Source organism: Chloroflexota bacterium (assembly GCA_016887485.1).
In the GTDB taxonomy this organism is placed as follows: domain Bacteria; phylum Chloroflexota; class Anaerolineae; order Anaerolineales; family Anaerolineaceae; genus Brevifilum.
In genome coordinates, this window is sequence record CP069394.1 from 1,555,558 (window position 1) to 1,574,885 (window position 19,328).

Below are 19,328 nucleotides of genomic sequence, written 5' to 3' on the forward strand. Positions count from 1 at the left end.
ACCCCCAAATAAAACAAAAATCCCCAAAACGGGGATTTTTTATTTTTTCCAAATTTAAATTAAAAAGAGACGTTGTTTCCAACGTCTCTTTCATATATCTTGTGTTGTTACGATTAGAGCATCCCATTCACCAGAGCCAGGAGCAGCCCACCGGCGATCACGCTGCCCAATTGACCGGCAGTGTTGGCGCCCATTGCGTGCATCAGGATAAAGTTCTCGAAATCCTCTTCCTGAGCCATCTTGGCTGAAAGCCGTCCGGCCATCGGGAAGGCGCTGATCCCACAAGCACCAATGAGAGGGTTGATCTTGTGCCCGCTCATCACAGACATCAACTTCCCAAACAGCAAACCCATCACCGTATCCAGAACAAAGGCGATCAGGCCCAGGCCCAGGATCATCAGGGTTTGGACATTTATGAATGATTCAGCCTTCATGGTTGCGCCGATCGCCAGGCCAAGGAACAGCGTGGAGATATTGATGATCTCGTTCTGCGCAGCCTTGCTCAACCGGTCCACCACTAAGCTTTCCCGCAGCAGGTTCCCCAGCATCAGCGATGCAATCAGGGGCGCCGCATCCGGGGCCACAAGGCTAACCACCAGGGTAACGAAGATCGGGAAAACCACCAGTGTCAACCGGGAGACTGGCTTTGGGGCATATTCCATCCGGATCATACGTTCCTTGCGGGTGGTCAGCAGTTTCATGATCGGCGGCTGAATGATCGGGATCAGACTCATATAAGAATAAGCTGCCACTGCAATCGGGCCCAGCATTTCCGGGGCCAGCTTGCTGCCCACAAAAATGGCCGTAGGACCATCAATCGCGCCAATCACGCCGATTGAAGCGGCCTGCGGCAGGTCAAAGCCCAACAGCAGGGCCAAAAGCAGCGTGCCGTAAATCCCGAATTGGCCCGCCGCGCCCAGCAGCACCATCTTGGGCTGAGCCAGCAGGGGACTGAAGTCGATCATAGCGCCAACGCCAACAAAGATCAGCAGCGGGAAAAGTTCAGTCTTTATCCCAGCCTCGTAGATCACCTTCATAAAGCCCACATCAGTGGACATGCCAATATTGGCCATAATACAGCCAAAGCCAATCGGCAACAATAGAACCGGTTCATATTCCTTGATCACTGCCAGAGCAATCAGGACCAGACCCACCAGGATCATCACTGCATTGCCCCAGGTGAAATTGGTAAATCCCCGGGTTATTTCTTCGATCAAATAGGTAAAATCCATTGGCTCGCTCCCCTACCCACCGTAGGTCATCAGGACTTGCCCGTGGCTGACCTGATCGCCAACTGCTACCTCGACTGAGCCGATCACACCATCCCGTCCACTGCAAATGGCGTTTTTCATCTTCATTGCTTCCAGGGTGCAGAGTTCCTGCCCCTTGGTAACCTTATCGCCAGGCTTGACGGCAATCGCCACGATCACACCCGGCAGCGGTGCCACTAATGACGATCCGCCAGCATTTTGTGGTTTGGCAGGTGCCGCTGCGCTGGCGACCACCTGTTCAGGGGCTGCCATTGCCGGCGCTGATGCAGGTCCTGAGGTATCGGCTTCCGGCCAGACCTCAAAACGTTCACCATCAATCACGGCGATCACAGGCCGGGCATGGATATCTTCAACATCAACCTGGTAAGTTTGACCATCTATCACGACTTTAATCATCATGGAGTTTTCCTCTATCTACTTTTCTTCCAGTTGCCGGGCACGGTGAACCGCCTGCCAGGGGCTTAGATTTCCCTGGTCACTCTGAGCAGCGCTTTGAAGTTTCCTGCCGCCGCTCATCGCCATCGCCAAAGACACAGCCACCGCCGCTGCGGCAGCTCGTCGCTGACCTTCTGCGTTTTCCAATTCAGGCTCCAGGGGTTCATCCGTCTGGGTTGGGAGCGATTCTTCGGTTGGCTTGCGCTTCTTTCCGGAGGTCACCCTCATCATCAGCGCCATCAACCCCCAAAGGAAGATGATGACGACGAACACCAAACCCATGCCAATACCGGTGATCAACAATCCTTGTTCAATAACAGTCATTGAGTTCCCTCTCAGACCGGCATATTGCCGTGTTTGCGGGCAGGATGTGTCTCGGTTTTATTGCCAATCGCCCGCAATGCTTTGATGATCATCCAGCGGGTCTCGGCAGGTTCGATCACATCATCCACATAACCGGCCTTGGCCGCAGCATAAGGTGTGAGATGCTTCTGGCGATATTCCGCCTCGAGGCGTTCTCTTTCGGCTTGAGGATCTTCTGCTTCTTTCAATTCTCGGCGATAGAGGATGTTGGTTGCGCCTTCAGCACCCATCACAGCAATTTCAGCACTCGGCCAGGCATAGTAGACGTCCGTGCCAAGGAATTTGCTGCTCATCACAACATAGGCCCCACCATAAGCTTTGCGGGTCACCACGCTGATCTTGGGCACATTCGCCTCGGAATAGGCATAGAGTACCTTGGCGCCGTGGCGGATGATTCCGCCATGTTCCTGGCTGACACCAGGCAGGAAGCCGGGCGAGTCGATGAAGGTCACAATCGGTAAATTGAAAGCATCGCAGAAGCGGACAAAGCGTGAAATCTTATCCGCTGCGTTAATATCCACCACACCCGCCATTACGCTGGGTTCCTGGGCCACAATTCCGACCGCATAACCCTCAAAGCGGGCAAAGCCGACAATTGCGTTACGGGCAAAGCCGGACTGAATTTCCAGGAAGGTTCCCTGGTCCACAACTGCTTCGATTGCCGTGTGCATGTTATAGGGCGTCCCCGGGTCCACCGGCACCAATTCATTCAGTGCAGGCACTAATCGGGCGGGATCGTCATTGGTCTCCACATAAGGTGGATTCTCAACATTGTTGCCAGGCAAATAGCTCAACAGATAACGAGCCATCTTCAGAGCGCTCTCTTCGTCCTTGGTCACCAAGTGAGCGGTGCCGCTCTCGTTCAGGTGCACTTGCGCACCACCGAGGGACTCAAAATCAGTCTCTTCACCTGTAACTGTTTTAATAACTTGCGGGCCAGTGAGGAACATGAAAGACTGCTTATCGACCATAATGATCATATCGGTCATCGCAGGGGAATAAGCTGCGCCGCCGGCACAAGGCCCAAGGATCAGGCTGATTTGGGGAACAACGCCGGAATATTGGGCATTTCGCTTGAAAATTTCAGCATATCCACCCAGGCTCTTGACGCCTTCCTGGATCCGGGCGCCGCCGGAATCAATCAGGCCGACGATCGGGCTTCCATTAGCGGCTGCCAAATCCATCACCCTGCAGATCTTGCGGCTGTGCATTTCGCCCAGCGCACCACCCTGAACGGTGAAGTCCTGAGCATAGACATAAACTGTCCGCCCATCCACTGTGCCATAGCCGGTCACAACACCGTCGCCCATGGTTTGATCACCATCGGGGTCATTCTGTTGAACGGTAAAGGCTTCCAACTCGGTAAAGCTGCCCTCATCCAACAGGATTGCCAGCCGCTCTCGGGCAGTCAGCTTTCCTTTGGCATGTTGGCGGTCAATCCGGTCTTGCCCACCGCCTTGTTGAGCTTTGGCGCGCATTTCGCGCAGCTCTTCAATTCGGGGATCCACGTTTGCCATATCTCTCCTTAATAGTTTATGAGTTCGCTTCGAAAGTGCAATTATAACATTATCAACCTTAAAATATTCCACAAGTGCTAAGTATCAGGTTAGCGTTTGCCAGTCATCAGGTCTGCCAAAAAAAAGCAGAGACTATTATTCATAATCCCTGCTTGATTTTCATCAATGGGTCCCAGCCTTACTTATTGACCCAGGTACCCATAAAACAGCTGGTGACCAAAAGCAATAAAGGCCACCCGGTCAATGCCAATGTAAAAGGCCGTTGCTGTCGGGTCTTCCACCTCATAGATCCCAAATGACGGCCGCAGCATCTGGTGCAGGCGGAAAGTTTGCGAAAATTGGAAGATGTCGCCGCTGTTCGAATCCAACATGCTGATCGTCTGGTCAGGGGGTGAAGTAAAGAGCAATTCAGTAAATACCGATGCAGGCATTATTACCGCCTGGTCTTCAAAGCCCACTCGTCCATCCACATAAGTCACCGGTTTTTCACAAACAACCAAACTATCGCCCACCGCATTGGCCTCACAGGAAACCAGAGACCCATCGGCCCGTAACAAGTAAAGCATATCCCCATTGACGGCCAGGTCAACGGTCTGGTTGAGATCGGGCATGTTCTGCGCATCCGTTCCTGAGAAGAATTCCTCCGGGGTCTCACTGAACAGACTATTCGTGGCATAGAACACTCGAACGGTGCTAACCGAGGGGATCAGAGCATAAAGCGTATTGCTGGCATAGGTGATCGCTGTAACTTCACCCGAAAGCCCGGTGGACTGCGGAAGCTGAGACACAATCGGGTCCATCCCCGCGCCGCAGTAGGCTACTGTCCCCTGCGCATCAATTGCCAGGACATGTGCCAAATAAGGGTTGTTGATCGGCAGGGCAACCATATCCACCAGGTTGCCGATGCTGCCGGTCTCAAAATTCCCGGCGGCGCAGACAAAATCGGCATCCACCTCAAAACCCGAACTGCGGCTCTCGGCGTGGATCACACGACCGCCAGCTTCATCCAGAAGATAAAGGTCCGCACCAACGGAGATGATCCGGGTGATCTCAATCCCATCAAAGAGCGTCCCGGTCAGTGCAGGGCGATAATCCAGCCGGACCGCGCCATCCAGCAGGTCCAGAGCATCTTCCACCTGATCCCGCAGCAGCACAGTCTCATCCGTGGAGCGATAGGTTTCAGCCAACTGGACCATTTCAAGCGCCTGAGTCCAACTATCTTTGGCTGTGGCCGGGTCCGTCATCATGGCAGCCGCCTGTGCATATTGTTCAGCCTGTTGATAATAATATTCATACTGCTGGCTCTTGCCCTGGCTGAGGTAAACACCCACAGCCAGCGCCACAACTACTAACGGAACTGCCACAGCGATGAAGATCATCGAACTCTTAGACATCGTCGGTTCTGTGTCCTCAGGCGACCAATGCGCCACCAAATCCCGGAAGAAAGTCTGGATATTGGTCTTGACCTTTCGCCACCATTTCAGCGCAGCGGAAATCCCTTTCAGGCTTTTCTCCTCGAATTCAGCATTGCGCTGAAGAAGCATATCCCGATCCTGAGTTGGCTTTTCACGGCGGGCGCTCGGTCTGCCATGGGTCTGGTCAGCATCAACTTCCGGCTCAGAGCGCATATGGGATAGCGGTGTCTGCTGAGCAGATTGACGAGATGGTAGTTGAGTTCGCATCGGCTGCTCAGTTGGCGTTTGCTGAGGTGTTTCCCGAGCGGACATCTCCCTCCGGGGCTCCGCCTTGTGGGGCTGTTCAGGAATAACCGCTTCCTGCTCTTCCAGTGTTTTTTCCTTTGCCAGGTCCACCTTCTCAACAGGCACTTCCGGCTGGGCAGGAACGGGTACAATCACCTTCTCCTGCTCAACTGGCGGTTCTTCAATTACTGGCTTTTCACCTGTCTCTTGCACTGCAGGTTTTTCGGGTGTCGTTCCCCTGACAACCGGGCGGATCAGGTTGATCTTGCCTTCACCCACCAATAACTGCACCAGCGCCAAATCAAACCGGGAAGGTGCCTGATTGAGCAATCTCCGCCGGAGTTGATCCAGGCTGGGATAACTCTCCGAGAAGTGCAGGGAATCTTGCCAGTTTTCCAGGGGCGTGGTGGTAGAGAAGAAATAAGCACCGGTCCCAATCTCATCCTGATAATAACGGATGGTCGGCGTCCGGCTCACACCGAGGCCCCGGTCGGTCTGACTGGTATCGGTATGATGCTCCAACCCCTGATGATTCAATACAAAAGCGTGAGTCTGCCCAGCTTGAGCGATATAGAGGCTGCGGCGGTGGATCACGGCCATGTTCACAGCCGCTGTCACCGAGACGCCCTCGGCAGCGGTCTTGATGTTGCGCTCCATCAGGGTCAGGTTCAGCGTTTCGATCAAAGACCGCAGGGCGGCGGTCACCGTCCCGGCAGTTTTATAAAAGGTATGCGAAAGATGCTCCGTCCAGGTCTGAACGAGATCATCCGAGATTTCGTCCTTATCGGAAAATTGGAGGGCAAGGATCAACACGTCCTCTTCACGACCGCGGGCTGCGCGCCTGGGGGGTGAAAAGGCCTGAATCCCGGTAGAATCCGGTGTATTTCTGCCCTGCCGGAGATGGATGGGTAAGATGTTCAGATCATACATAGGCACCTGACCAGTAGTTCAATGAGTTAATACCTTCATTATACACACTAGTCCGCTAAGGTATAATCCCTCCTATGGAATTCAAAAAGATCGAAAATTTCAACGCATTTGCGAAATATACTGATGACTGGAATGCCCTGCTAAAACAATCCGTCAGTCCGGTTCCCTTTCTCACACCTGAATACCTCTCTGCCTGGTGGCAGACCCGAGGCGGCAGCGAATGGCCCGAGGATAGCGAACTGATCCTGATCACAGCTTTTGAGGGTGATGAGTTGGTGGGAATCGCGCCGCTCTTTGCCGCCAAAAACCAGGATGGCATCCCCGCCCTGATGTTTATTGGTGCAGTGGAGGTCTCCGACTACCTGGACTTCATCGTCACAGCGGAAATGCTGCCAGCCTTCCTCTCTGGCTTATTGGACTTCCTTATTAATAGCGACTCCATCCCCTCCTGGGATGTGCTTGACCTCCACAATCTGCTCGACAGCTCCCCCACCTTGGCCGCACTGCAGGCTGAAGCCAAAAAACGCGGCTGGCAGCATCAGCAGAGCCGGTTACAGCCCTCACCGATCGTCGCCCTGCCCGGTGACTTTGAGGCTTATCTGATGAGCCTGGAGAAGAAGCAGCGCCATGAGATCCGCCGCAAGCTCCGCAACGCCGAAGCGGACCCGGTAGAGCCGGGTATGTATTTTGTGGAAGATCCTGATATTCTGGATGCTGAGGTGAACGCCTTCATTAATATGATGGCTCAGGACCCCGAGAAAAAAGCCTTCCTGACCGCGCCCATGCGCGCCCACATGCACAATGTTGCCCGGGCAGCGCTTGAAAACGGCTGGCTGCACCTTTCTTTCTACACTCTGGATGGCAAGAAAGCCGCCGCGCACTTCTCCTTCATCTGGGAGGACCGGCTCTGGCTGTATAACTCAGGCTGGGAATGGGAATTCCGCAGCTATTCACCCGGCTGGCTGCTGTTGGCCAACCTGCTGCGCTGGGCCACGGAAAATGACATCACCGCCTTTGACTTCATGCGCGGTGACGAGGATTATAAGTATAAATTTGGGGGTGTGGATAGGTTTGTGGAGCGAGTGGTGATAAGGAAGTAAAATGTGAATGGGGAATAGAGAATGGTAATCGGTGGTTTACTCTTCTTGTCTAGCCGATCAGATGGAAGGAAAATTTTCTAGACAATGGAAGAGTCTTAATGTTATAAAGAGTGCAGAACCAGGTAGATTTTTAGATTATCATTAGCTCATCAATAGCAGAAGACAAAATGCCAAGCTTACCTGCTTTTTAACTCCTTTTACCTCTGCAGGCTGACAGGTTCAGACCTCTATCCAGGTTATGCCCAAAATAAATCAGGGAAACACTTATGGTTAATATGGAATTGAATCACATCACCCCCTGGTGGCAGCGCAGTAAAGCCCCCTGGTATGGGCAATTCTTTGAGGACATGCTCCTCCAGCCGGAGGACCCTCGCGAGATGCGCATCCAGGCGATCCGGGAAGGCATGCTGCCGCGCTACAAAAGCGGCAAGCGCAAGCTTTCCATTGCCCAGGCGCTTTCCGTCACCCGCTCATACCAGGAAACCGAAGGGCTGCACCCTGCCCTGCGGCGCGCCCTTGCGATGAAGCGGGTCTTCACTGAACTCCCCATTGCCCTTTTGCCGGGCCAGCTGCTGATGGGCGGCGCTTCCAGCGGCCCGCACATCATCGATTTCACCCCCGAGTTCTTTCCCCTCGACCTCCAGGCGTGGCAGCCGGACAGCTTCTTGACCGGTGGACTGAGGAGCGCTGACCAGTTTTATGTCTTTGATCCTGATGACCAGCAGGTCTTTGAACAGGAAATCTGGCCCTACTGGCGCACCCATGCCCGTTCACATTATTTTTACAATGAACTTAGCAGTCACTATCCCCAGGCCTGGGCCTATATGCGCGAGGCCGACTGTGCCCGTTACTCCCCGCTGATTGGCGGTGGTTTGGCCCATTCCATGCAGGATTATCTTTCCATCCTCCAGAAAGGGCTGCTGGGTGTCAAGCAGGAGATTCTGGAGCAGATTGCCCACCTGTCTATGGATAGCTATGAAGCCCGTGAGGCATTTGAGCGCCGTAACATCTACGAGGCCATGCTGATCGTTGCTGACGGCCTCATCACCTATGCCAACCGCAATGCCGACCTGGCAGATTCCCTGGCCGAAGCAGAGCAAGACCCAGACCGGGCTGCTGAACTGCGCAGCATGGCTGCCATCTGCCGCAAGGTCCCGGCCCACCCGGCCGAAAGCTGGTGGGAGGTTTTACAGGCTTTCCATTTCCTGTGCTCTGGCACAGCCCTGAGTGAGGGCGGCGATTCCCATTCCGCCGGGCGTTTTGACCAATATATGTTTCCCTACCTGCAGCATGATCTGGAAGCCGGGAAAATCACGCCCCAGGATGCCCAAGAGCTGCTGGAATGTTTGTTTCTGAAATGGAACGAAACGCGTGCTTTCAAACCCAATCTGAGCGTTGGCAGCTCCGGCGGCGGCAATAACGCCAAGATCAACATCGGCGGGATGGATGTGTATGGCCGCGACACCACCAACTCCCTCTCCTACATGCTCCTGGAAGCGCATGCCCACGTCCACCTGGTGGACCCCAACCTTTCCCTGCGGATGCACAAGGGCACCCCGGATCGCCTCCTGCAGAGTTCTCTGGAGGTCCTGCGTCTGGGCGGCGGCCTGCCGATCCTCATCAACGATGACGTCATTATCCCCGCTCTGATGGGCTGTATAGGGGTCGAGCTGGCCCATGCCCGTAATTACGGTGACGCCGGCTGTCAGGAAAACAGCATTGACCCCAATACGTCGGGCGTAGATATAAATGGGCGCAATAACACCGGCTGGATTAACCTGCCCAAACCGCTCGAATTGGCCCTGCACAATGGCGTCAACCCGCGCAACGGTAAACAGGTCGGACCGCAAACTGGAGACCCGCGCACCTTCACAACCATGGACCAGTTTGTGGATGCCGTCCGGGCACAGATTAACTATGCCGTTGAGATGAATGTCATCATCAACAACGTTTACGATCAGGTATTTGTACGCTATTTCCCCTGCGTCTATCACGATTTGATGTACCCCGGCCCCCGCCAGAGCGGGGTGGATATCCAGGCCGGCGGCTGCCGCTATAATTCCACCGGCGTTCTGGCAATCGGTATGGCCAATGCCGGTGACATCCTGGCTGCTGTGGATGACGTGATTTTCCAGCGGAAGGAAGCCACCTGGGATGAACTGCTTACCGCTCTGCAGAATAACTGGGAAGGCAAAGCCGACTTACGCCGCAAGTTCATCGCTGCCCCCAAATATGGGGCTGATGATGAGTACGCCGACAAATGGGCCCGCTTAGCTCTCCAAATGTGGACCGAGGCTTTTGAAAGTCACACCAATCCCCGCAACGGCCGCTACGTGATGGGTCTGCTCAGTATGGGCAATTACGTCACTTTGGGCGCCATGACCGGTGCCACTCCGGATGGACGAAAATCCGGTGCTCCCCTGGCGGATGCCACCAGTCCATCTTCCTTTGCCCCGGTGTTTGGTCCTACCGCAGCTCACAAATCGGTTACCCGCGCGATTGATACCTACCACGTCCCCAACGGGGTCACCTTCAACCAGCGTTTCAACCTCACCGCTGTTGGCAGCCCTCGCGATGTGCGTAAGTGGATGGATCTGGTGCGCAGCTACATGGACATGGGCGGGCAGCAGGTGCAGTACACCGTTGTTGACGGCGAAACGCTGCGGGAAGCCCAGAAGGACCCCTCCACCTACCGTGATCTCCTAGTGCGGGTAGGGGGTTACAGCGCCATTTTTGTCCAACTCAGCAAAGAGGTTCAAGACACCATCATTGAGCGGGCGGAGATGCGTTTTTGAAAGGGCTGGTCTTTGACATTCAGCGCTACTCCATCCATGACGGTCCCGGCATCCGCACCGTCGTCTTCCTCAAAGGTTGTCCCTTGCGCTGCCTATGGTGCAGCAATCCTGAATCCCAAAAGGGAAACATTGAGCTTGAATTTCGTTCCAGGTTGTGTGAGCATTGCGGCCTGTGCATCCCTGCCTGTCCGGAAAATGCCATCCATCCCGACCTCTTCGCCGCGCCTGAGGAGAAAATTGATTTCCTCCGGTGTAATTTGTGCGGAGGATGCAAACGAGCTTGCCCTACCGGTGCGCTGCACTTGATTGGACAGGAATATCCCGCCGCAGAAATTCTCCAGCAGGTTCTCAAGGATGAAATCTTTTATCGCAGGTCGGGCGGCGGCATGACGCTCTCCGGCGGCGAGCCGTTCTACCAACCCGATTTCAGCCTGGAACTGCTCCGCCTCTGTTATGAGCGCGGTATCCACACTGCTGTGGAAACCACTGGGCATGTGGATTGGTCCGTGCTGGCCCAGGCCCTCTCAATCACAGACCTTTTCCTTTTTGATATCAAACACCTTGATGCCCAATTACACACGCAGTATACGGGGGTATCCAACACGGTAATCCTCGCCAACCTGAGCCGGCTGGTGGAGTCTGGTGCCAACATTATCCTTCGCGTCCCCCTCATCCCCAAATTCAATCTGGACAAAGAGCATCTCCGGGCAGTTGGTGAGCTGGCCTCACACCTCGAGATCAAAGAAATCCATCTCATGCCCTTCCACCAATTCGGGCGGGATAAATACACCCGCCTCTGCCGGCCTAACCTGATGGGCGATACCAAGGGCTTGCAGGACACCCCGGAGGGGCGGGAACAGATTGACCTGGCCGTACATAGGGTCAGCCGCCCAGGCATAAAGGTTCTGGTCGGCGGCTGAAATCATTATCCAATTCCTCAAATGTTTTTACGAGCGCAGCGCAGCATTATCTGCTGCAATCACTATAGCCGAAATTTCTAACAAAACTCTTACGCCCTGACAGGCCTGCTTTTCTTGACGGCCATTTTTCGTCATGGTAACATTAATTTTGTGCTGTTTTAGCACTCTCGCCTTGAGAGTGCTAAATGTTAACACAAACTGAGGCATGGAATGCGACTTACTGACCGCCAAAAACTCATTTTGACCCTCATCATCCACGAACACATCCGCACGGCTCAGCCGGTCGGATCGCGAACCATCGTGGAACAATATGACCTGTCGATGAGTTCCGCCACGGTACGCAACGAAATGGTCACCCTGACGGACTATGGGCTGCTGCGTCAGCCGCACACCAGTGCCGGCCGGGTCCCCACCGAAGAGGGTTATCGCTTCTTCGTGGGCAACCTGGTGCACAAAACCGGGCTGCCAACCAACACCCGCCGCACGATCACCCACCAGTTCTACCAGTCCCGGCAGGACGTGGAACAATGGCTCAAGCTGGCGGCCTCCGTCCTGGCCAACCAGTCCCAGGCGGCCTCGCTGGTCACCGCCCCCCACTCGGAAAAGACGATCTTCAAGCACCTGGAATTGGTCGCCACTCGCGGCCGGCAGGTGTTGATGGTGATTGTTCTGATGGGCGGCGAAATCCGGCAGCAATTCATCACCCTGGCCGAACCCGTCCCGCAGGACAGGCTTTCCTCCGTCGCCGCTGAGATCTCCAATCTCTGCGTCCGCTGTGATGCCGACCAAATGGCTCGCATCCGCCCTCAGCTCGACACCCTGGGTGTTGAAATCCTCAATGTCCTGCTGATCGAAATGGCTCTCACTGAAGAATCCGCCACCGGCGAAATCTACCTGGACGGTATGACCAATGTGCTCTCCGAACCAGAATTCTCCGAATCAGAAGAAGCCCGCCAGGCACTGCACGTGCTCGAAGAGCGGTCTCTGCTCGAAAATTTATTGGCCAGCACGGTAATGAACACCGATGTGGGTGGTATTCAGGTGTTGATCGGCGGGGAAGGCACCTGGGATGAATTACGGTCGTGCTCCGTTGTTTTGGCCCGTTATGGCGATCCCAACACCCTAACAGGTTCGATCGGCGTTTTGGGACCAATCCGAATGCCTTATGACCGCACCATTTCTACCGTGCGGTTCGTTGCAAATGTCCTGAGCGACCTTGTCTCAGAGACATTGGCTGTGTAGGAAAACCTACTTTTAGCAAATTGAATGCGTAATGGAGATTTTTATGGCAAAAGAACCTAAAGATAAAGAAAAAAAGAACAACCCAACTGAAGGCGAAAATACCGAACAGGCTATGGTTGCTCTGACATACGATGAGTATGATGCTCTCGAAAAGAAAATCGAAAGCCTTGAAAAAGAAGTTGAAGAAGCCAAAGATTCCTGGCTCCGCAGCCGGGCAGACTTTGATAACTATAAAAAACGCGTCGCTCGTGACGCCGAAAGATCCTATCAGGACGCTAAAGCCAACATCATCAAGATGTTCCTCGATGCCAGCGATGACCTGGATCGCGCCCTCGCCCATCGGCCACAGAACGAAGACGGCGACGGTTGGGTTAACGGGATCGAGCTCATCCAGCAAAAACTTGTCAATCAAATGAAAAAAGAGGATGTGGAGCGGATGGAAATCAAACCAGGGGATGAATTTGACCCGAATTTCCATGAAGCCATCACTCAGGAAGATAATCCAGACTATTCCGATGGACAGATCATCGAGGTCGTCCAGCCCGGTTATAAAATTGCAAATCGTGTCATTCGCCCAGCAATGGTACGAGTAGCCAGATAAAAACAGGAGAATAAAGAAAATGGGAAAAATCATAGGTATTGATCTCGGAACAACCAACTCCGTCGGCGCAGTGATGGTCGGCGGCGAGCCGGTCGTGATCCCTTCCGCTGAAGGTGAACGATTGGTCCCGTCCGTTGTAGCATTCAACAAGAATGGTGAACGCTTGGTCGGCCGTGTGGCCCGTAACCAGGCTATTACCAACCCGGAAAACACTGTCTTTTCAATCAAGCGCTTCATGGGTCGGAAATTCGATGACTCGGAAGTCCAGCATGCGCTCAAACTGGTACCCTACGAGGTGGCCAAAGCCTCCAATGGCGACGTGCGCGTCAAACTCGGTGGCAAGGAATACTCCCCACCCGAGGTGTCGGCCATGATCCTCTCCAAGATCAAACGTGATGCCGAAGCCTATCTGGGCGAACCGGTCACCCAGGCTGTGATCACGGTCCCCGCCTATTTCAATGACGCCCAGCGTAACGCCACCAAAGATGCCGGCAAGATCGCCGGTTTGGAAGTTCTGCGGATCATCAACGAACCCACAGCCTCCTCCCTGGCTTATGGACTGGATAAAAAGAAGAAGAACGAAGTGATCGCAGTCTACGATTTGGGCGGCGGCACCTTCGATATTTCCATTCTAGATGTTGGCGAAGGCGTTTTCCAGGTCCGCTCCACCAGCGGCGACACCTTCCTCGGCGGCGATGATTTCGATCAGCGCATTATTGACTACATCGCAGATGAATTCAAAAAAGAAAACGGTATTGACTTGCGCGGTGACCGCCAGGCCCTCCAGCGCTTGAAAGAAGCCTCTGAAAAAGCCAAGATCGAACTATCCACCACGATGCAGGCCGAGATCAACCTGCCCTACATCACAGCCGATGCCTCCGGGCCGAAACACCTTGTGCTAACCCTGACCCGGGCAAAACTGGAACAGCTGACCGATGACCTGGTACAGCGCAGCCTTTCCCCCGTGAAACAGGCCCTGAATGATGCCAACCTCACGACGAAAGACATTGACGAGATCGTGCTGGTCGGCGGGATGACCCGTATGCCCAAGATCCAATCCGAAGTTGAGAAGATGTTTGGCAAAGAGCCCCACAAGGGCGTTAACCCTGATGAAGTTGTGGCCGTTGGCGCCGCAATCCAGGCCGGTGTTTTGGGTGGCGAAGTCAAAGATATCCTCCTGCTCGATGTCACCCCTCTGACACTCTCGGTTGAAACCCTCGGTGGCGTGGCTACCCCCCTGATCAAGCGCAACACCACCATCCCCACCCGTGAAAGCCAGGTCTTCTCCACGGCCAGCGACAGCCAGACTCAGGTTGAGATTCATGTCCTGCAGGGCGAACGCCCAATGGCCGGTGACAACAAGAGCCTCGGTAAGTTCGTGCTGGATGGCATTCCCCCAGCGCCGCGCGGCGTCCCACAGATCGAAGTGACCTTCGACATCAATGCCAACGGCATCCTCGAAGTCACCGCACAGGACAAGGCCACCGGACGCACCCAAAACATCACCATCACCGCCTCCTCCGGCCTCAGTGATGCCGAAGTCGATAAGATGCGCCAGGAAGCCGAAGCGAACGCTGAAGAAGATCGCCAGCGTAAAGAGATGATCGAAGCCAAGAACCATGCCGATAACATGGTCTACACCTCAGAAAAAACCCTGAAAGACCTGGGCGACAAGGTGCCCGCTGACATCAAACAAAAAGTTGAAGATGCGGTCTCCAAAGTCCGTGATGTCAAAGATGGCGACGATCTGGAAGCCATCAAATCCGCCACCGACAATCTGACGGAAGTCCTTCAGGAAGTCGGCCAGGCCGCCTATCAGCAGCAGCAAGCAGAATCACCAGAAGCAGCCGAAGGGAAAGCCGCTCCGGAAGACAAACCCGGTGATGATGAAGATGTTGTGGATGGCGAATTCAAGCAGGTCTAAGCTCTGCTTATCTAAATAAAAGAATATTCAGGTGCCCGAAGTATATCGGGCACCTGACCCGTTTCAAACCCTGCAGGTTGGTTGACGCATCCGCCCGACCTGAGTAGACTTATCCGGATTTATTATCAAACAGGCATTATTACATTCAATACGACAAGAAAAATAATATGGAAAAACGAGATTATTACGAGATATTGGGTGTCTCCCGTTCGGCAAGCAATGATGAACTGAAATCGGCATTCCGTAACCTGGCACGCCAATATCACCCCGATGTCAGTGACGACCCCAACGCAGAAGAAAAATTCAAAGAGATCAACGAAGCCTACGCTGTTCTTTCGGACAGCGATAAGCGCGCTGCCTATGACCGCTATGGTCATGCCGGCGTTAATTCACAGGGTATGCCCGACTTCACCAACATCGACCTCTCCGACATTCTCGAAGGGATTTTCGGTTTTGGTGGTTTCGGCGGCTCCAGCCGGCGATCTCGCAACGCACCCCGACGCGGCGCTGATCTCTCCAGCCGGATCACCCTGACCTTTGAAGAAGCTGCCTTTGGCATTGAAAAGGAAATTCAGATCACTCGTGATGAAACCTGCGAGACCTGTCACGGCTCCGGCGCCAAGCCCGGCACCACCCCGCATACCTGTCAGCAATGTAACGGCCAGGGCGAAGTCCGCCAGGTCCATCAGACCCTGTTGGGCTCAATGGTCCAGGTGGTCACTTGTCCGCGCTGTAACGGCCGGGGTGAAGTGATTGACACACCCTGCCCCACCTGTAATGGACGAGGCTTGGAGCGCAAAGCCATCACCAAGATGGTCTCCATTCCAGCAGGTGTCTCCAGCGGTGTGCAAATCCGCCTGGCAGGTGAAGGTCAACCCGGCACCAATGGCGGTCCCCATGGCAATTTCTACCTCGAAATTATCGTCCAAAAGCATGACTTCTTCCGCCGCAAGGATGATGATGTCCTTTTAGACCTGGATATCAATATCGCCCAGGCTGTTCTGGGTGATGAGATCAAAGTGCCCACACTGGAAGGTGAAGTGGACCTGCGCATCCCGCCTGGGACACAGCCCGGCAAGATATTCCGAATGCGTGAGCGAGGCATTGCTCACTTGCGCGGTTCCGGCAAGGGTGACCAACTTGTCACCGTTTCCGTACAAATTCCAACCCGGCTGAGCAATGATCAACGCGAGCTTTTCGAGAAGCTGGCCGAGACCATGGACCCGGATATCAAGATCCAGGAGCACAGCTTCCTGGATAAGCTCCGTGAGGTGTTTGGTGGCTGATCAAAACGAAGCTCCGATCCGCTGGATCAAAGTGCAATTCATCACCGAAGATGGCGAACTGGCTGAAGCGCTTGCCGATGTCATTGGCCGTTTTGCCTCCAATGGTGTGGCCGTTGAATCCGTGACCCGGTTTGACGAACACACCCAGGAAAACCTCCCCACCGGTAAATTGGCCGTCTCTGGCTATATTCCCATGGATGAATACATCGAAGAAACCCGCCAAAAGCTGGAAGAAGCGCTCTGGTATATGGGGCGGATTGCCCCTCTCCCCGAGCCAACCTACACCGACATCCGCGATGAAGACTGGATGGCGGCCTGGAAAAAACATTACACCCCCATCAACATTGGTGAAAAGCTCCTGATCCTGCCGGCCTGGCAGGAACCCAAGGAAGGCGAACAACGCACGATCATCCGCATCAACCCGGCGATGGCCTTTGGCACCGGCACCCACCCCACCACCCAGCTCATCATGACCCTGCTGGAAGATTACGTCCAACCCGGCCAGCCCCTATTGGATATCGGCTGCGGGTCCGGCATCCTCTCGATTGCCGCCCTCAAACTGGGCTCAACCCATGCGGTTGCAGTGGATGTGGATGGCGCGGCAGTGGTTTCCACTCAGGAGAACGCTAAGTTAAATGACATCCCAGCGGAATGGCTCGATATCGGCAAAGGATCCGTGGAAGAAGTCCTGACCGGCCGCTATTCGTATCAGGAAGCACCTCTGGTGTTGGTCAACATCCTCGCCCCCATCATCCTGCGCCTGTTTGATGTCGGTCTGGCCCAGTTGGTCAGCCCTGGCGGCACCTTGCTGCTCTCCGGTATTTTGGAGCACCAGGAAGAGAAAATGCGTCAAAAAGCTGAACAGAACGGCTTCAAATTTCTGGAACGCACTAATCAAGGCGACTGGATTAGTATGGCTTTCAGAAAAGCCTGATCGCCAATTGTTAACGATTTAGAAAAATTGTCCGCAAGCGGGCAATTTTTCGTTTTAAAAATCCTAAAGCCCTTGACTTTGTCCTCCCTAACCCCAGAATGATCACCATGATTCCATAAGCGATAAAATCCAATCCTGCTATAATTGCTCTATGAACAACCAAGCTGAAAAAATCAACATCACCGACTATAAAGCCATCTTATTCGATCTGGATGACACCCTTTATCCCCATAACAGCGGTCTTTGGGAACAAATCCGCAACCGCATCCAGCAATTCATGGATGAGGAATTGCACTTTCCCAAAGATGAAATCTCAGAACTGCGCAAACGGCTTTGGCGCACCTATGGCACAACGCTCAGGGGCCTGCAAATGGAATTCCAGGTGGATATGGACACTTATCTGGAATATGTCCATAAGGTGCCACTGGATGGTTTCATCACTCCCGAGCCGGGCTTGAATCAAATTCTGGAAAGCCTTCCGCAGCCCAAATTTATTTTCACCAATTCAGACTACCGCCATGCGAATCGGGTCCTGGAGCTGCTTGAAATAGCGGAGCACTTTCATAAAGTCATTGATATTTACGCCCAGATGCCCTATTGCAAACCACAAACCGAGGCATTCCAAATTGCGTTGGATACGGTCGGTAAAGAACCGGAAAACTGCCTTTTCATTGATGACTCCCCTGCCAACCTTGAAAAAGCCCAGGAACTCGGGATGACAACCATCTCGGTTGGTCAATTCCCGCATGACGGCAGCCCACATATCCAACAAATCTTAGACTTACCTGACCTTCTCCTGTAAAATTATAAGGCGATCAACCATCGCCTCCCAAATTGACAATCTGGAGGTTCATTATGGGAAAAGATAAGGATAAGAAGGACAAGAAAGACAAGAAGGAAAAGAAAGAAAAAAAGGGCAAGAAAGGGAAGAAGGATAAGAAGTAATAGGTTTCCCGATCTCTGCCTGACCTGACAAGATAACCATCAGGCCAATATTCACTATCTACAAATGGGGCTCCATCTCACCATGTCTGTTTCCGCGCCCACCCATCTCGCGATCATCAAACATAGCACGGTCCAATATGATGCCATGGTTGCTTTGCGGCGTGCCCTCCACCAAAACCCGGAACTCTCCGGGCAGGAATCCTGGACAGCGGCAACCTTACAATCAGCACTTGAAAAACTGGGCTGGGAAGTCCGGTCTCGAATGGGCGGGCACAGCCTGGTTGCAGATTGGATCACCGACCCCGCCAAACCCACCGTCGCGCTGCGGGTGGATATGGACGCTCTCCCCATTCACGAAGAAAATGACGTTCCCTATCGCTCGGAAATTTCCGGCGTGATGCATGCCTGCGGCCATGACGTCCACAGCGCCATCGGCGTGGGCGTGGCCGGGGTCATCACGGCGCTGGGTGATGCGGTCCAGGGGAACATCCGAATCCTTTTTCAAGCTGAGGAAGAAGAAATCACCGGTGCGCTGCGGATGATCCGGGCCGGCGCCCTAACAAGTCCCAAACCCATCGCCATTTTTGGCCTGCATGTTTCTCCATTCCCCAGCGGCAAGATCGCCTGGACGGATGGGCTCTTCCTGTCCGGCTTTCAACATTTCCTGGTCAGCCTTTCCCAAAATCGGGACTGGCAGGGCCCCCAAGCAGATCTAAACGCTGTTGCTGAACGCTGTTGCCGGACGATTCGGGAGATGAACATCTGGCACCTGCCAGAAACCTGGCCGGAAATGCAGCACTTTTGTGATCTGATGCAGCAGGGGCCACCCGAGCTGGAGCGCTTCATCGTCTATGATGCCAGCCGGAATTCAGAACACCCCGATGTCTGGCCGGGCCAATTCGGAATCGGTATCAAAGCTGCCACGCCCCACCTGCGCAGGGCCGCCCTGGGCCGGATCAAAGCCACATTGAACACAATTTGCGGTGCCACCCATGTCCGCTACCGGCTGGAACCCGTCGGATTCATGCCGGACATGCGCAACGACTTTGACCTGGTCCGGCAGACCCTGCCCGATTTGAAAACGGCCTTCAATTCAGACTTGCTGCATATCAAAACGACCTATCCCTTCAACTGCGAGGATTTTGCCTTCTATACTAGGTCTGTGCCAGGCGCAATGGTATGGGTCGGCGGGGCGAATCCCGAGCAAGGGAAATATGCCATGCTGCACACACCCAATTTTGATGTGGACGAGAACTGTCTGTTCTCCGGCACCCGCGTGATGACAACGTTGCTGCTCTCCGCCTTATCTCACCCAATACTCACCGACAAATAAAACGAAAATATGGGGTAATATATTATTTGTTA

Annotated in this window: 16 protein-coding genes; 10 read left to right on the forward strand and 6 right to left on the reverse strand. The window is 54.0% G+C overall.

What is annotated here, in order from left to right; all coding sequences use genetic code 11:
- Positions 1-113: 113 nt before the first annotated feature.
- From JR338_06995 to JR338_07015, 5 genes are all read right to left on the reverse strand, one after another.
- A complete protein-coding gene (locus JR338_06995; protein ID QRN82190.1) occupies positions 114-1,232 on the reverse strand; it encodes a sodium ion-translocating decarboxylase subunit beta in 1,119 nt (372 codons plus the stop codon).
- 12 nt (positions 1,233-1,244) lie between these two features.
- Complete coding sequence (locus tag JR338_07000; GenBank protein QRN82191.1) at positions 1,245-1,670, reverse strand: biotin/lipoyl-binding protein; 426 nt, start codon at positions 1,668-1,670, stop codon at positions 1,245-1,247.
- Positions 1,671-1,685: 15 nt separating this feature from the next.
- Complete coding sequence (locus JR338_07005) at positions 1,686-2,030, reverse strand: OadG family protein (protein ID QRN82192.1); 345 nt, start codon at positions 2,028-2,030, stop codon at positions 1,686-1,688.
- A gap of 11 nt (positions 2,031-2,041) precedes the next feature.
- Positions 2,042-3,586: an acyl-CoA carboxylase subunit beta gene (locus tag JR338_07010; GenBank protein ID QRN82193.1), complete on the reverse strand. Its 1,545-nt coding sequence runs from the start codon at positions 3,584-3,586 to the stop codon at positions 2,042-2,044.
- Positions 3,587-3,768: 182 nt separating this feature from the next.
- Complete coding sequence (locus tag JR338_07015) at positions 3,769-6,216, reverse strand: hypothetical protein (protein QRN82194.1); 2,448 nt, start codon at positions 6,214-6,216, stop codon at positions 3,769-3,771.
- A gap of 74 nt (positions 6,217-6,290) precedes the next feature.
- Here JR338_07015 and JR338_07020 point away from each other — a divergent pair, with 74 nt between their 5' ends.
- From JR338_07020 to JR338_07030, 3 genes are all read left to right on the forward strand, one after another.
- Positions 6,291-7,316, forward strand: coding sequence for a GNAT family N-acetyltransferase (locus tag JR338_07020; protein ID QRN82195.1), 1,026 nt, complete (start codon positions 6,291-6,293; stop codon positions 7,314-7,316).
- A gap of 266 nt (positions 7,317-7,582) precedes the next feature.
- Positions 7,583-10,111, forward strand: a complete 2,529-nt coding sequence (locus JR338_07025) for a hypothetical protein (protein QRN82196.1) — start codon at positions 7,583-7,585, stop codon at positions 10,109-10,111.
- Positions 10,108-11,031 (forward strand): glycyl-radical enzyme activating protein, encoded by a 924-nt coding sequence (locus JR338_07030; protein QRN82197.1) that lies wholly within the window; start codon positions 10,108-10,110, stop codon positions 11,029-11,031. The genes JR338_07025 and JR338_07030 overlap by 4 nt, the downstream gene beginning before the upstream one ends.
- A 27-nt stretch (positions 11,032-11,058) precedes the next feature.
- Here the strand turns inward: JR338_07030 and JR338_07035 are convergent, their stop codons facing one another.
- Positions 11,059-11,289 (reverse strand): hypothetical protein, encoded by a 231-nt coding sequence (locus JR338_07035; protein ID QRN82198.1) that lies wholly within the window; start codon positions 11,287-11,289, stop codon positions 11,059-11,061.
- Here JR338_07035 and hrcA point away from each other — a divergent pair.
- The 7 genes from hrcA to JR338_07070 all read left to right on the forward strand — a co-directional run bounded on the left by hrcA (position 11,272) and on the right by JR338_07070 (position 19,296).
- Positions 11,272-12,273: a heat-inducible transcription repressor HrcA gene (gene hrcA, locus JR338_07040; protein ID QRN82199.1), complete on the forward strand. Its 1,002-nt coding sequence runs from the start codon at positions 11,272-11,274 to the stop codon at positions 12,271-12,273. The genes JR338_07035 and hrcA overlap by 18 nt on opposite strands.
- Positions 12,274-12,316: 43 nt before the next feature.
- Positions 12,317-12,874: a nucleotide exchange factor GrpE gene (gene grpE, locus JR338_07045; protein ID QRN82200.1), complete on the forward strand. Its 558-nt coding sequence runs from the start codon at positions 12,317-12,319 to the stop codon at positions 12,872-12,874.
- 19 nt (positions 12,875-12,893) lie between these two features.
- On the forward strand, positions 12,894-14,798 hold the full coding sequence (dnaK, locus tag JR338_07050) for a molecular chaperone DnaK (protein ID QRN82201.1): 1,905 nt from the start codon (positions 12,894-12,896) through the stop codon (positions 14,796-14,798).
- Positions 14,799-14,965: 167 nt separating this feature from the next.
- Positions 14,966-16,084: a molecular chaperone DnaJ gene (dnaJ, locus tag JR338_07055; protein ID QRN82202.1), complete on the forward strand. Its 1,119-nt coding sequence runs from the start codon at positions 14,966-14,968 to the stop codon at positions 16,082-16,084.
- On the forward strand, positions 16,077-17,018 hold the full coding sequence (gene prmA / locus JR338_07060; protein QRN82203.1) for a 50S ribosomal protein L11 methyltransferase: 942 nt from the start codon (positions 16,077-16,079) through the stop codon (positions 17,016-17,018). Before dnaJ ends, prmA begins: the two co-directional genes overlap by 8 nt.
- A 151-nt stretch (positions 17,019-17,169) precedes the next feature.
- Complete coding sequence (locus JR338_07065; GenBank protein QRN82204.1) at positions 17,170-17,820, forward strand: pyrimidine 5'-nucleotidase; 651 nt, start codon at positions 17,170-17,172, stop codon at positions 17,818-17,820.
- 225 nt (positions 17,821-18,045) lie between these two features.
- Complete coding sequence (locus tag JR338_07070) at positions 18,046-19,296, forward strand: amidohydrolase (protein QRN82205.1); 1,251 nt, start codon at positions 18,046-18,048, stop codon at positions 19,294-19,296.
- Positions 19,297-19,328: the final 32 nt, after the last annotated feature.